The organism is Actinomyces sp. Marseille-P3109 (assembly GCF_900323545.1).
GTDB lineage: Bacteria > Actinomycetota > Actinomycetes > Actinomycetales > Actinomycetaceae > Actinomyces.
Genome location: NZ_OOHN01000008.1, coordinates 378,080 through 390,126 on the forward strand (window position 1 = coordinate 378,080; position 12,047 = coordinate 390,126).

Sequence of the window (12,047 nt, forward strand, 5' to 3'; positions counted from 1 at the left end):
GATCGGCAAAGCGACCTGAACAGGCCGCCCATCACCGAAATCGAGCTCGTCTTGGATGGCGACCAACCGTTGACGGTCAACCGTCTTCAGCAACTCAACATCCACCTCTGTGTGAGCAGGCCTAATTATGTTCCTGTAAGGCACAGTCCACGCAACCGATTGAGAGCAGCGTGTAACTCGTAATGTCGAGGCCTTGCCAAATGACCTGGGTGTCCGTTGAACGGTGACAACCAGTCGAGCCCATCTGTGTCGATGCGGCCCTCAACTGCGAGTATCAGATCTCTGATGGACATCCGACCGTCGGCGAGTGCCGTGATCCTGTCGAGGGCTCGGGCGATGGCCTGATTCTGTGCTGGGTCGACGAGCTGGGACACAGCGCTGAGGTTGATCGTCTCACCCGCGAATAGGATTGTCGTACCTCTCGATTTTGCTGGCTTCTGGTTCACCTCTCGCACTAGGGAGTTCGGAGTCGGGACCCGGGAGGCCCAATCGTAGGAGAATACTGGAGAACTGGAATTCCTTCCAGCCTCCCAGGCCTCTGGGGCGATCTTGCGTGCCTCGTTCGTGACGTCGTGCGCTACGTAGTGGTCGAGCGAGATGATCCGATCAGCGGCGCTGAAAAACGCTCCAGAACCCCCGGCCACGAGGATTGTCGAGACTCCAAGCTCGGTGAATATCGGCTGGACACGGTCCACGAACGGCGTAATGGGCTCCCTGTCCGCTGGGATCATGGTGCGCATAGGTTCGTCTCGGATCATAAAGTTCGTTGCTGATGTGTCCTCGTCGATTAACAGTGTCGACGCACCAGCATCGATGGCCTCGACTAGGTTCGTAGCTTGAGAGGTCGAACCGCTGGCATTTGTGGTGCTGAAGGACCGAGTATCGATACCAGAGGGAAGGTTCGAGATAAATGGTGAAATATTGACGCCGGTGACGGCACGGCCGTCCTCGGCTCTGATGCTGACTGCATCGGCGCGGCTGATAACCCATTCCCGGCCGTCGCCGGCGACATGAGGATAGACGCCGCGTTCGATCGCGCGGAGAAGAGTCGACTTGCCGTGGTAGCCACCTCCAACGATGATAGTCACGCCTTCAGGGATGCCCATCCCTGCAATCCGTTTTCCACTGGGCAGTTGAAAGTTGACGCGCAGACTATCCGGGCTGCTGAAAGGAACTGCAACTTTGTCGGACAGGGGGAGGTCCGAGTCTCCAGAACGACGAGGCAGGATTGCACCATCGCCAACAAAGGCGACTAGACCCCTGGGAGACAGCTGGGATCGCAGCCATTCTTGATCTCGGTGCAGGACCACGTGCTCTCGAAGAGCGCGCTGGTCGAGATTCGCGAACACGAGCGACGCCTCGGTAACCTTCGGCAAGAGAGAGGTCAGGAGCTTCGAGGCTTTAAGGCCACGGGCTCTGCGTCCCGATGCAGGCAGTCCAACATCGATGCGTGCTTCGATACGGTCTGAGGCGATGACGACGCTGGTGCGTTCGAGGATTTCCTGGCCTGGCTGGCCGATGCTGACTAACCCACTATTGCCAGTTCCGGAGGGGGATGGCAGCACATGGTGGGCGATCTCGGAGAACCGGCGTGTGAGGAAGTCGGCGACCGCTCGCCGTCCGGTCACGTCATTGGTCAGGTCAGCAGGAAGCTTTGCTGTGTTAGGGTCGAGGATAACTCGCATACGTGATGGTGGAGCGTAGGGATCGACCTGAACGTGGTCAATGGCTAGTTGGATGGTGCCGAGCTGGTAGGTGCCTATGAGCTGTTTGTACGAGGCATACCCCCGCCCGTCGATTTGGGTGAGGGTACGCTCGAGGGTCCTGCGATTAGGCATGACTGTCCTCGGGGATAGCGATGTTCTGGAGGCTGGGCAGCCTAATAAGGGCTACGCCGCCAAGTATTGAAAGCACGACAGCAGCGATTACCATCGCGGTGATGAATCCGGTCTTCTGGACTCCAAACCCGGTCATTAGCGGTCCGATAGTCAGACCTGCTGCGTATGCGAGGTTGTAGAGCGCGAATGAGCCGCCGAGTGTCGGAGGGGTCGATCGGAATCCTTGTTCGCTGATGAGTGTGGTGGCCGGGGCGAGCAACATTGCCGACGACAGGCCTAGAATGCCCATGCCGACAGCGACCTGCCAGATGCTGGTCGACCAGCCGAGAACAAGCAGTGCGGTAACGACGGCCACGATACCGATGCCGATAAGCAGTCGAGGCGATACTGAGGCGACGAATCTGCCCACGATTGGGTTCGCGATGATACTCACGAGCGCGGAGACGCCGAAGAGCACGCCGATCGTAGTGCTCGTCGCCTGTGCTCCCAGGTGGCCGGGAAGTACTGGTTGCACCGCAGCGAGGACCGCGGCCCCGATCGCGATCGCGGCAACGATGGAGGCAGATCCCGGTACCCGAAGCACGGTGAAGGGCCCAGCTGTGTCATCGGTTTGTCGGGGCGACCCTGGAATGAAGGCCACTAGCAGGATGAGATCAACGATGGCGACGACCGTTGCCACCAAGAATGGCGAGGCCGGCCCAAACGCGTCAACGAGGAAACCAGCCAACGGCGGACCGACAAGTACGCCTAGGGTCACGGTGGACATTGCGATACCCATCATCTGACCACGTTTATCAAATCCTGTTGTGGCTGCGATGAGTGACAAGGCCGCGACCCATGCGACGCCGCCAGCTATCCCCTGGACGAAGCGGGCGACTAAGAGGAGCCAATAGGGACCGCCGGTGGCAAACAGTAGGGTTGCAATCGCTAGAACGATCAGGCCGGTCACGAGCAGACCCTTTGGACCGCGGCGATCGACGAGACGTCCGGCGAAGAGCGTGGCAACCACCATGGCCACCGCATACGAAGCGAAGAGGATACCGGTTGCGGCTTCACCTTGTTCGACGACTGCGGGTAACAGTGGCAGCACCGGGATGGCGAGTCCCTGGAGAAGCATGTCAGTGAAGAGAATGGCTCCGGCCACAGCGGTGGCGCGAGCTGGAGTCGCACTCGCTGCGCGAGAGGTAGGGGTGGTAGTCATTGAGAAGTGAGTCCTTAGGTATCGAGCAACCCCCTCACCAGTGCCGCGATAGCGGCGTCGAGTTCGTCGGGTTGCGGAATGTCTTGCGGTCGGTTCACTGCAGTCACGGTGAACCCTTGAAGAAGTACAAGCACGAGGTTGGCGATCTCTCCCGATGTGGGGAAGGCGCTGTCTCCCTCGGGCTTGGATATGAGGCCTTCGATGCGGTCGTGCCATTCGTCGAGGGCGCTGTTATGTTCGGAATACTCAAGGGCTTGTGGGGCAACGAGGACTGTCGTTGATGCCAGGGCGCGGAATCGCGCGTCGCCAGTGAGGAGTCGAGTGAACTCAGTCAGCAGCGCCTTCAGTGCATCGTGGGCCGATGTGTCTGCCGCGCCATTGTCCTGAGCAAACAAACGCTGTCCATAATCGCTCCAGCCCCATTCAAGCGCCTCGGTCAGTAGGGCCTGCTTGTCGCGGAAATGGTGGTTCAGTGCGCCGCGCGTGACGCCTGCGCGCTCTGCGACATACTCGAATGTTGCCCCCCGCCACCCCTTCTCTTCGAAGGATTTTAGTGCTGCTTTCAGCAGCGCGACGCGGGTTTTTGCCGCGTCTTCAGCGGTTCGTCTCATATATACAAGTTAGCACGTATCTCAGTTTGGGGTCAACAACTCCCAGCCGTTCACGAGGATGCTTCGGTCGTGGGTCGCTGTTGACTCATATGCCCTGCCTCGACGGCTGTGCTCGCGGCGAGTGCTTTAAACCGCCCTCGTGCAGCAGGGTGATGTAGCCCACGATGAAGCTGCGGACCTGGTGTGTCGGGGTACCGGTCTGATCAACGCGGTCGAGAAGCCTCTCGCTCTAGATCCGCCATCCGAGTTCGAGAGCTTCTTGCAGCAAGTTGGTTCTGCTCTTGAAGTGGCGGTGGACCCAGTCTCGAGTCACTCCCGCTGCGGAGTCGCTCTGCTTGTATCTCGCCTCTTGTAAGCCTTCTCGGGCAAACGAGTCCAGTGCTGCGAGCAGGATGTGTGTGCGGGTTGCTCAGGCCTCTTCCTCGGTATGCCGCACCCCAGTTCTCCTTTCTACGCGAGTGAGTGTCGGTACGTCTGGCTAGACCTGGGTGCGTGATGGTCCTACGTCCTGTAGTGAGGTGACCGGCCGTCGTCGTGATGGGCCAGTGGTGGGAAGACCGCGGGTTGGTGGCGGGCCCGTGCCGTGCTCAGGCGAAGACGACGGTGCGGTGCCCGTTGAGCAGTACCCGGTGCTCGGTGTGCCAGCGCACCGCCTGCGCCAGCACCCGGCGCTCGACGTCCTGGCCCTTGGCCTGGAGCATGGCCACCGGGTCCTCGTGGCTGGCCCGCGTCACGTCCTGCTCGATGATCGGGCCCTCATCGAGGTCCGCCGTCACGTAGTGCGCCGTCGCCCCGATGAGCTTGACCCCGCGTTCGTGCGCCTGGGCGTAGGGGCGCGCCCCCTTGAAGGACGGCAGGAACGAGTGGTGGATGTTGATGACGCCCCCGTGCAGTCGCTCGCACAGGGCGGGGGAGAGGATCTGCATGTAGCGGGCCAGTACCACCAGCTCGACGTCGAGGGAGTCCACCAGCCTCAGCAGCTCGGCCTCGGCGGCCTCCTTGGTCTCCTTGGTGACCGGAATGTGGTGGAAGGGCACCCCGTAGAACTCGGCGACGTCCCGCAGCGTCTCGTGGTTGCCCACCACGCCGACGACGTCGACCGGCAGCCCCTGGCTGCGCTCCCTGAAGAGCAGGTCGGTCAGACAGTGCCCCTCCTTGGAGACCATGATGAGGGTGCGCATGGCGCGCCCCACCTCATCGAGGCTCCACTCCATCGTGTACTCGCCGGCCAACTCGGCCAGATCCTTCTCCAGCTCCTCGCGCGGCACGGTGGTGAGCACCTGGACCCGCATGAAGAACAGACCGGTGGAGGAGTCCCCGAACTGCTTGGACTCGGTGATGTTCCCACCGCGGCGCGCCAGCGTGCCGGTGACCGCGTGGACGATGCCCGGACGGTCGGGGCAGGACAGGGACAGGACCAAGTGGGCGGCGGAGTCGGGTTGCGCCGTGGAGAGAGCCATGGTCTCAGCCTAACCGGGACCGGCCTCGGCCGTAGAAACGGCTCAGGTGCCGGTCCCGGATGGGCGGCGTCTCATGGTCCGGCTCAGCCCTGGCGGGCCTTGAGGCGAGGGTTCTTCTTGTTGATGACGTAGGTGTGACCGCGGCGTCGGACCACCTTGGACCCCGGCTGCTTGGCCAGGGATCGGATCGAGGCACGAACCTTCATGGCTACTCCTTCTCTTTTCTTCCTGTGCTGTGATGCCTGAGCGCGGGGCGCCCCGCCTGTGCGATTAGCGCTTCCGCTTGCCGTAGCGGCGCTCGAACTTCTCCACCCGGCCGGCTGTGTCCAGGATCTTGCCCTGGCCGGTCCAGAACGGGTGCGAGGCGCTGGAGACCTCGACGTCGTAGACCGGGTAGGTGTTGCCGTCCTCCCACACGATGGTTTCTGACGACGTCAGGGTCGAACGGGTCAGGAAGGCGAAGTCGGCGGACTTGTCGCGAAAGACGATGGGTTGGTAGCTGGGGTGGATCCCAGGGCGCATACGAGCTCCTTGGATGGGGGTGAATGTGAATGCTGACGTGGTGAACGGGTGCCTGCGGCGGGGCTGCGAGGGGGTGGCTGCAAGTGCGGCGCGCCGTGAGGCTCTGGCGGGAGTGGACTCAAGAGGCCGCGCCCACGCCCGCCTACCAGGAGGACTTGACGATGCCCGGCAGCTCGCCGCGCAGCGCCATCTGGCGGAAGCGCACCCGCGAGGTCCCGGTGACGCGCAGGTGCCCGCGCGGGCGGCCGTCGACCGCGTCGCGCCGACGCAGGCGGGTGGGGGAGGCGTCCCGGGGCAGCGCGTGCAGTGCCGCCATCGCCTCATCGCGCTCGGCCCGACTCAGGTGAGGGTTGACCGAGGCCCGCTTGAGCTCGGCCCGGCGCTCGGCGTAGCGCGCCACCACCTGCTGGCGCCGCAGCTCGGCGGCGATCTTGGACTTCTTGGCCATCAGCGCGACTCCTTGTACTCCACGTGCCGGCGCACCACCGGATCGAACTTGCGCAGCACCAGACGGTCGGGGGTGTTGCGGCGGTTTTTGCGCGTCACGTAGGTGTGGCCCGTGCCCGCGGTGGAGACCATCTTGATGATCGGCCGCAGGTCCTTGCCTCCCTTGGCACCGCTCATGACAGCTTCTCCCCTCGGGCGAGCATCTGGGCCACGACGACGTCGATGCCCAGCTTGTCGATCGTACGGATGCCCTTGGCGGACACCGTCAGGCGCACGGTGCGCCCCAGCGACGGCACCCAGTAGCGCTTGCGCTGCAGATTGGGGTCCCAGCGCCGAGACGTGCGCTTGTGCGAGTGGGAGACGGACCGGCCGAAGACCGGCCGGGCTCCCGTGACTTGGCAGTAGGTGGTCATGACAAGCATGATATAAGAATGATTCTCAGTTTCGTCAACTCTTCTGGAGGCCCCTCGTGACCGATACCTCGGATGACTTCTCCTCTGATCTCTCCGATGACCTCGCCACCCTTGCCGATACCCCGGCTGCCGACACCGGAGCTGACGGCCGGCACGCCCTGACCGTCATCGGCGCCGTCGACCCCGCCCTGCTGGACCTGGTCGACCTCGCCCTGGCCGGACAGGACGCCGTCGTCATCCGCGCCGGTCTGCACTTCGGCGCCGACGACGAGACCGCGAGCAGCGATGGAGACGACGACGATCTGGTGCGGCTCGTCAGCCACAGCTCGGCTGACGGCTTCGACGACGACCCGGTCAGGCTCGACGTCCCCATGCCCTACACCTGCCCCACCTGCTCCCTGCGCGAGGTCCTGGTCGCCGTTGCCGAGGACCGCGCCACCCAGGACCCGGGCGGCACCACCGTTATCCTCCTGCCGGCGGCCATCGAGCTCGCTCACCTCCTGCCCCGCCTGGCCGAGGACCTCGCCGACACCGGTGTGAGACTGGCCGGAGCCGCCCACGTCCTGGACGCCACCACCGCCTTGGACGAGCTCCTCGAGCACCGCCTGCTGGCCGCCTTCCCCGGTGACTGCCGCTGCACGGGCGCCGTCCACCTGGCCAACCTCGGCTACGCCGACGTCGTCCTGGCCCTCGGGCGCGACGAGGATCTCGCCGGCGCCGACCTCATCGAGCACCTGCGCCCCCACGACGCCCTCCTGCTCCCCGGCCTGGACGCGCCCCTCCTGGAGACCCTCACCGGCCTCACCCACGACTCCGCCGCCTCCCTGAGCCGCATCCACCCCGCCACCACCAGCGCCTGGGGCGGCCCCGACGACCACGGTGTGTGGACCCTCGACCTCAGCGCCTCCCTGCCCTTCCACCCCGAGCGCCTGCGTTCCCTCGTCGTCGACCTCGCCGGCCAGGGCCTGTGCGCTCGCGGCTGCTTCTGGCTGCCCAGCCGACCCGGCCGGGTCTGCATGTGGGAGGTCGCCGGAGGCGCCCTCAGCGTCGGCGACGCCGGAACCTGGGCCGAGGTCCCAGGCGCTCCGTCCGGTGCCGGCGATGACGCAGCCGCCGAGCCCCGCTGCCACCTCGTGGTCACCGGCGTCGGCGATGAGGAGATGCGCGAGCAGGTGCGCCGCGCCTTCGCCCGGATCCTCCTGCGTCCTGAGGAGATGGCCCAGGCCCTGGCCTGGATCGGCGCCGACGACGGCCTGGGCGACTGGTTCGGCCAGGAGAGCTGACCGCCCGTCCCGAGGCGGGAGACTCGCGTGACGCATCCCCGCCCCGGCGCGATAGGGTATGTCCGTCGCGACTGGCGCCGGGTGGATCACCACCGGGGAGCGGCACGAACACGACTCCGGGGTCGCCCGCCTGGGCCACGGATCGCCACCAGTGCGCGCACAGCCGCCTGCCACGGCGCAGCGTGCGCCCCCACACCTGAGGAGAGACATGACCGCGCAAGCCGTCACCCCGTCCCTGAACCAGCCTCTGGCCGAGCTCGACCCCGATATCGCCGAGGTCCTCACCGGAGAGCTCGCCCGCCAGCGTGAGACCCTGGAGATGATCGCCTCGGAGAACTTCGTTCCCCGGGCCGTCCTGGAGTGTCAGGGCTCGGTCCTGACCAACAAGTACGCGGAGGGCTACCCCGGGCGCCGCTACTACGGCGGCTGCGAGGTCGTCGACGTCGCCGAGTCCCTGGCCATCGAGCGCGCCAAGGCCGTCTTCGACGCCGAGTGGGCCAACGTCCAGCCCCACTCCGGGGCCCAGGCCAACGCCGCCGTCCTCCACGCCCTGGCCACCCCCGGTGACACCCTCCTGGGTCTGTCCCTGGCCCACGGCGGCCACCTCACCCACGGCATGAAGATCAACTTCTCCGGCAAGAACTACAACGCCACCGCCTACGGCGTGGACGAGACCACCATGCGCATCGAGATGGACCAGGTGCGTGAGGCCGCCCTGCGCGAGCGCCCCACGGTCATCATCGCCGGATGGTCGGCCTACCCCCGTCACCTCGACTTCGCCGCCTTCCGCGCCATCGCCGACGAGGTCGGCGCCGCCCTGTGGGTGGACATGGCCCACTTCGCCGGGCTCGTCGCCGCCGGCCTGCACCCCAACCCCGTCCCGCACGCCGACGTCGTGTCCACCACCGTCCACAAGACCCTGGGCGGCCCCCGCTCCGGCATGCTCCTGTCCAGCCGCGCAGAGCAGTGGGGCAAGAAGCTCAACTCCGCCGTCTTCCCCGGCCAGCAGGGCGGCCCCCTCATGCACGTCATCGCCGCCAAGGCCGTGGCCATGAAGATCGCCGGCACCGAGGAGTTCCGTGAGCGCCAGGAGCGCACCGTGCGCGGCGCCGCCATCATCGCTGAGCGTCTCGGGGCCGACGACGTGCGCGCCGCCGGCGTCAGCCTCGTCACCGGCGGCACCGACGTCCATCTGGTGCTGGTCGACCTGCGCGACTCCTCCCTGGACGGCCAGCAGGCCGAGGACCTCCTGCACACCGCCGGCATCACGGTCAACCGCAACGCCGTCCCCTTCGACCCGCGTCCCCCGCGCGTGACCTCCGGCCTGCGCATCGGCACCCCCGCCCTGGCCACCCGCGGCTTCGGCGACGCCGAGTTCACCGAGGTCGCCGACATCATCGCTTCCACCCTCATTCACGGTGCCGCCGGCACCGCCGACGACGAGACCCTGGCCGCCCTGCGCGGCCGTGTGCGCGCCCTGACCGACGCCTTCCCCCTCTACCCGGGACTGGACCAGTGAGGGCCCCCTGGAACGGGCCCGCCCAGGTCCTGGACGGCAAGGCCACGGCCGCCGCCCTCAAGGCAGAGCTCAAGGAACGCGTCGCGGCGCTGCGTGGGCGCGGCGTCACCCCCGGCCTGGGCACGGTCCTGGTGGGGGAGGACCCCGGCAGCGTCAAGTACGTCGCCGGCAAGCACACCGACTGTGCCGAGGTCGGCATCCTCTCCATCCGCGAGGACCTGCCCGCCACCGCCACCCAGGCCGAGGTGGAGGCCGCCGTCGACCGCCTCAACGCGGATCCCACCTGCACCGGCTACATCGTTCAGCTCCCGCTGCCGGCGGGCGTGGACACCAATGCGATCCTGGAGCGCGTCGACCCGGCCAAGGACGCCGACGGTCTACACCCCACCAACCTGGGGCGTCTGGTGCTGCGGGCCTCGGGGCCCATCGACTCGCCCCTGCCCTGCACGCCGCGCGGCTGCATCGAGCTCATGGAGCGCCATGGCATCGACCTGGCCGGTCGCAACGTGTGCGTCGTCGGCCGAGGCGTCACGGTGGGCCGCTCCATCGGCCTGCTCCTGGGGCGCAAGGACGTCAACGCCACCGTCGACATCTGCCACACCGGCACCACGGACCTGGCCGACCATGTGCGCCGGGCCGACGTCGTCATCTCGGCGGCCGGCAGCCCCGGCATCATCACCCCGGAGATGGTGACTCCTGGTGCCGTCGTCCTGGATGTGGGCGTCTCGCGCGTCGTCGACCCAGCCACCGGCAAGGGACGTATCGCCGGTGATGTCGCCGACGGCGTGGACGAGGTCGCCTCCTGGCTCTCACCCAATCCCGGCGGCGTGGGGCCCATGACCCGTGCCCTGCTGCTGGCCAACGTGGTCGAGACCGCGGAGCGCTCACTCTAAAGGGGCGCCGTTCGCCTGACCGGTCGATAACCTTGGGACCATGACGGACGAGTCCCACGGCGCCCACCCCTCCCAGTCCCACCAGCCCGTCGACCCGGCTGAGTCGCCTGATTCCGCGAAGGCCTCGGAGTCCGAGCCGACTCAGCCGGATGCGGGTCCTCTGGAGCCTCAGGACGCACCGGACATGAACGGCTCTCAGAACCCGCATCCGCAGAAGGCCGGCCTGCGGCGTCGGACCCTGATCCTGGGCGCCGCCGGGGCAGGTGTCCTCATCGTGGGAGTAGCCCTCCAGGCGCTCTCGCTCTTCTCAGACCGGCGCTGCTGCGTCGACTGGTTCCCCACCTCCACGGACACGGAGGACTCGCCGGCCTCGGCCGCCTACCGCCCCGCCTACCACTACAGCCCCACCAAGGGGAACCTCGCCGACCCCAACGGCCTGGTCCTCCACGAGGGCGAGTACCACCTCTTCCACCAGCAGGACGGTACCTGGGGCCACGCGATCAGCTCGGACATGGTGCACTGGAAGCGCACGTACACGGCCCTGGAGCACGACTCGCAGGGGCTGGCCATGTCCGGCAGCTGCGTCGTCGACGGCGCCGACACCTCCGGCCTGGTCAAGGGCGGCGGCATGGTGGCCGTCTACACCTCCACCGAGGGCGGTGAGGCCCAGTCCCTGGCCTACTCCAGCGACCGGGGCCGCACCTGGCAGCGCTTCTCCGGCAACCCCGTCATCCCCAACGACGGGCGCAAGGACTTCCGCGATCCCAAGGTCTTCTGGCACGAGGGCTCCCAGGCCTGGGTCATGATCGTCTCCGTCGGCGACCACGTCTCCCTGTTCCGCTCCAGAGACCTCAAGGCCTGGACCCACGCCAGTGACTTCGGCCAGGGCATCGGCTCCCACGCCGCCGTGTGGGAGTGCCCCGACCTCTTCCCCCTGACCGACACCAGCGACGGCAGCACCCGCTGGGTCATGACCCTCTCGGTAGGTGCCAACGAGGAGACGGCCGGTTCCACCGCCCAGTACTTCATCGGGGACTTCGACGGCTCCGTCTTCTTCCCCGAGGACCACGAGACCCGGTTCACCGACGCCGGCCAGGACTTCTACGCCGCACAGAGCTTCGAGAACATCGAGGGCCGCCGTGTGTGGATGGCCTGGCTGGGCAACTGGAACTACCCCTACTCGCTCCCCACTGGCGACTGGCGTGGCGAGATGAGCATCCCGCGCGAGCTGTCCCTGACCACCCTCAACGGTCAACGCGTCCTCGTCCAGAAGCCCATCCCCGAGCTCGACGCGCTGCGCGGCAAGGCCACCGACCTCGCCGGTCTCACGGCCACCGACACCGCCGACGCCGCAGTGACGCAGCTGGGCAAGGGGCGCACGGTCGAGATCGACCTGACCCTGGACGTCTCCCAGGCCTCCGAGGCCTGGCTGGGACTCGCCCGCGGAGAGGTCGACGGCTCGGTCCAGGAGGTGCGTGTCGGCGTCAACGTCTCGGCCGGCACCCTCTACCTGGACCGTACCAACGGGGGTCTCACACAGATCGACGGCAAGGACGAGGGAACCACCACCGACTTCGCTCTGCGCCGCGAGGTCAGCTACCGCCCCACCGGCTCCACGGTGCGCCTGCACCTCTACCTCGATCGTTCCAGCCTCGAGGTCTTCGTCGACGACGGCGCCACGGTCGGCAGCCTCCTGGTCTTCACCGATCCCGGCTGTCAGGAGATCGTCCTGGGTGCCGCGGGCACGGCCACCATCGCCTCGGGCAGCCTCACCCCGCTGGCGGGGGCCCTGTAGGCAACACGCTCAAGAGGCGGGGTCGCCGGAACAGATGTTCCGGCGACCCCGCCATGATCTCTGGG

At 66.7% G+C, this 12,047-nt stretch carries 14 protein-coding genes and 1 riboswitch; of the genes, 4 read left to right on the forward strand and 10 right to left on the reverse strand.

Annotated elements, in window-relative coordinates:
• Positions 1-125: 125 nt before the first annotated feature.
• The 10 genes from BQ8008_RS01860 to rpmB form a co-directional block, all read right to left on the reverse strand.
• Entirely contained in the window at positions 126-1,838 is a 1,713-nt protein-coding gene (locus BQ8008_RS01860; protein WP_108832562.1) for an ABC-ATPase domain-containing protein, read from the reverse strand.
• Positions 1,831-3,039 carry an MFS transporter gene (locus tag BQ8008_RS01865; protein WP_108832563.1) on the reverse strand — a complete coding sequence of 403 codons (1,209 nt, stop codon included), beginning with the start codon at positions 3,037-3,039 and terminating at the stop codon, positions 1,831-1,833. Before BQ8008_RS01865 ends, BQ8008_RS01860 begins: the two co-directional genes overlap by 8 nt.
• A gap of 14 nt (positions 3,040-3,053) precedes the next feature.
• Positions 3,054-3,650, reverse strand: a complete 597-nt coding sequence (locus BQ8008_RS01870; RefSeq protein ID WP_108832564.1) for a TetR/AcrR family transcriptional regulator — start codon at positions 3,648-3,650, stop codon at positions 3,054-3,056.
• 229 nt (positions 3,651-3,879) lie between these two features.
• A complete protein-coding gene (locus BQ8008_RS14075; RefSeq protein WP_108832565.1) occupies positions 3,880-4,044 on the reverse strand; it encodes a TetR family transcriptional regulator in 165 nt (54 codons plus the stop codon).
• 193 nt (positions 4,045-4,237) lie between these two features.
• On the reverse strand, positions 4,238-5,110 hold the full coding sequence (purU, locus tag BQ8008_RS01880; protein ID WP_108832566.1) for a formyltetrahydrofolate deformylase: 873 nt from the start codon (positions 5,108-5,110) through the stop codon (positions 4,238-4,240).
• 83 nt (positions 5,111-5,193) lie between these two features.
• The gene (ykgO, locus tag BQ8008_RS01885; protein ID WP_003782012.1) at positions 5,194-5,316 is read right to left on the reverse strand and encodes a type B 50S ribosomal protein L36; all 123 of its coding nucleotides are present in this window, start codon (positions 5,314-5,316) and stop codon (positions 5,194-5,196) included.
• Positions 5,317-5,380: 64 nt separating this feature from the next.
• The gene (locus BQ8008_RS01890) at positions 5,381-5,632 is read right to left on the reverse strand and encodes a type B 50S ribosomal protein L31 (RefSeq protein WP_108832567.1); all 252 of its coding nucleotides are present in this window, start codon (positions 5,630-5,632) and stop codon (positions 5,381-5,383) included.
• A 142-nt stretch (positions 5,633-5,774) separates the two neighbouring features.
• A complete protein-coding gene (gene rpsN / locus BQ8008_RS01895) occupies positions 5,775-6,080 on the reverse strand; it encodes a 30S ribosomal protein S14 (protein WP_108832568.1) in 306 nt (101 codons plus the stop codon).
• Complete coding sequence (gene rpmG, locus BQ8008_RS01900; protein WP_003782014.1) at positions 6,080-6,256, reverse strand: 50S ribosomal protein L33; 177 nt, start codon at positions 6,254-6,256, stop codon at positions 6,080-6,082. Before rpmG ends, rpsN begins: the two co-directional genes overlap by 1 nt.
• Positions 6,253-6,492 (reverse strand): 50S ribosomal protein L28, encoded by a 240-nt coding sequence (rpmB, locus tag BQ8008_RS01905; RefSeq protein WP_199907918.1) that lies wholly within the window; start codon positions 6,490-6,492, stop codon positions 6,253-6,255. Before rpmB ends, rpmG begins: the two co-directional genes overlap by 4 nt.
• A 56-nt stretch (positions 6,493-6,548) precedes the next feature.
• On the opposite strand from rpmB, the gene BQ8008_RS01910 reads away from it, so the two are divergent.
• The 4 genes from BQ8008_RS01910 (at position 6,549) to BQ8008_RS01925 (ending at position 11,982) form a co-directional block, all read left to right on the forward strand.
• Positions 6,549-7,775: a GTP-binding protein gene (locus tag BQ8008_RS01910; RefSeq protein WP_108832570.1), complete on the forward strand. Its 1,227-nt coding sequence runs from the start codon at positions 6,549-6,551 to the stop codon at positions 7,773-7,775.
• A gap of 57 nt (positions 7,776-7,832) precedes the next feature.
• A riboswitch (ZMP/ZTP riboswitch) is annotated at positions 7,833-7,918 on the forward strand.
• A 65-nt stretch (positions 7,919-7,983) separates the two neighbouring features.
• On the forward strand, positions 7,984-9,294 hold the full coding sequence (gene glyA, locus BQ8008_RS01915) for a serine hydroxymethyltransferase (protein ID WP_108832571.1): 1,311 nt from the start codon (positions 7,984-7,986) through the stop codon (positions 9,292-9,294).
• Positions 9,291-10,187 carry a bifunctional methylenetetrahydrofolate dehydrogenase/methenyltetrahydrofolate cyclohydrolase gene (locus BQ8008_RS01920; protein ID WP_108832572.1) on the forward strand — a complete coding sequence of 299 codons (897 nt, stop codon included), beginning with the start codon at positions 9,291-9,293 and terminating at the stop codon, positions 10,185-10,187. Before glyA ends, BQ8008_RS01920 begins: the two co-directional genes overlap by 4 nt.
• A 40-nt stretch (positions 10,188-10,227) precedes the next feature.
• Positions 10,228-11,982, forward strand: a complete 1,755-nt coding sequence (locus BQ8008_RS01925) for a glycoside hydrolase family 32 protein (RefSeq protein WP_108832573.1) — start codon at positions 10,228-10,230, stop codon at positions 11,980-11,982.
• Positions 11,983-12,047 lie beyond the last annotated feature (65 nt).

What these genes read in the sequence shown, in the direction of transcription:
- BQ8008_RS01860 (WP_108832562.1), bottom strand. Translation starts at nt 1,838, where the DNA reads ATGCCTAATCGCAGGACCCTCGAGCGTACCCTCACCCAAATCGACGGG.
- BQ8008_RS01865 (WP_108832563.1), bottom strand. Translation starts at nt 3,039, where the DNA reads ATGACTACCACCCCTACCTCTCGCGCAGCGAGTGCGACTCCAGCTCGC.
- BQ8008_RS01870 (WP_108832564.1), bottom strand. Translation starts at nt 3,650, where the DNA reads ATGAGACGAACCGCTGAAGACGCGGCAAAAACCCGCGTCGCGCTGCTG.
- purU (WP_108832566.1), bottom strand. Translation starts at nt 5,110, where the DNA reads ATGGCTCTCTCCACGGCGCAACCCGACTCCGCCGCCCACTTGGTCCTG.
- ykgO (WP_003782012.1), bottom strand. Translation starts at nt 5,316, where the DNA reads ATGAAGGTTCGTGCCTCGATCCGATCCCTGGCCAAGCAGCCGGGGTCC.
- BQ8008_RS01890 (WP_108832567.1), bottom strand. Translation starts at nt 5,632, where the DNA reads ATGCGCCCTGGGATCCACCCCAGCTACCAACCCATCGTCTTTCGCGAC.
- rpsN (WP_108832568.1), bottom strand. Translation starts at nt 6,080, where the DNA reads ATGGCCAAGAAGTCCAAGATCGCCGCCGAGCTGCGGCGCCAGCAGGTG.
- rpmG (WP_003782014.1), bottom strand. Translation starts at nt 6,256, where the DNA reads ATGAGCGGTGCCAAGGGAGGCAAGGACCTGCGGCCGATCATCAAGATG.
- rpmB (WP_199907918.1), bottom strand. Translation starts at nt 6,492, where the DNA reads ATGACCACCTACTGCCAAGTCACGGGAGCCCGGCCGGTCTTCGGCCGG.
- glyA (WP_108832571.1), top strand. Translation starts at nt 7,984, where the DNA reads ATGACCGCGCAAGCCGTCACCCCGTCCCTGAACCAGCCTCTGGCCGAG.
- BQ8008_RS01925 (WP_108832573.1), top strand. Translation starts at nt 10,228, where the DNA reads ATGACGGACGAGTCCCACGGCGCCCACCCCTCCCAGTCCCACCAGCCC.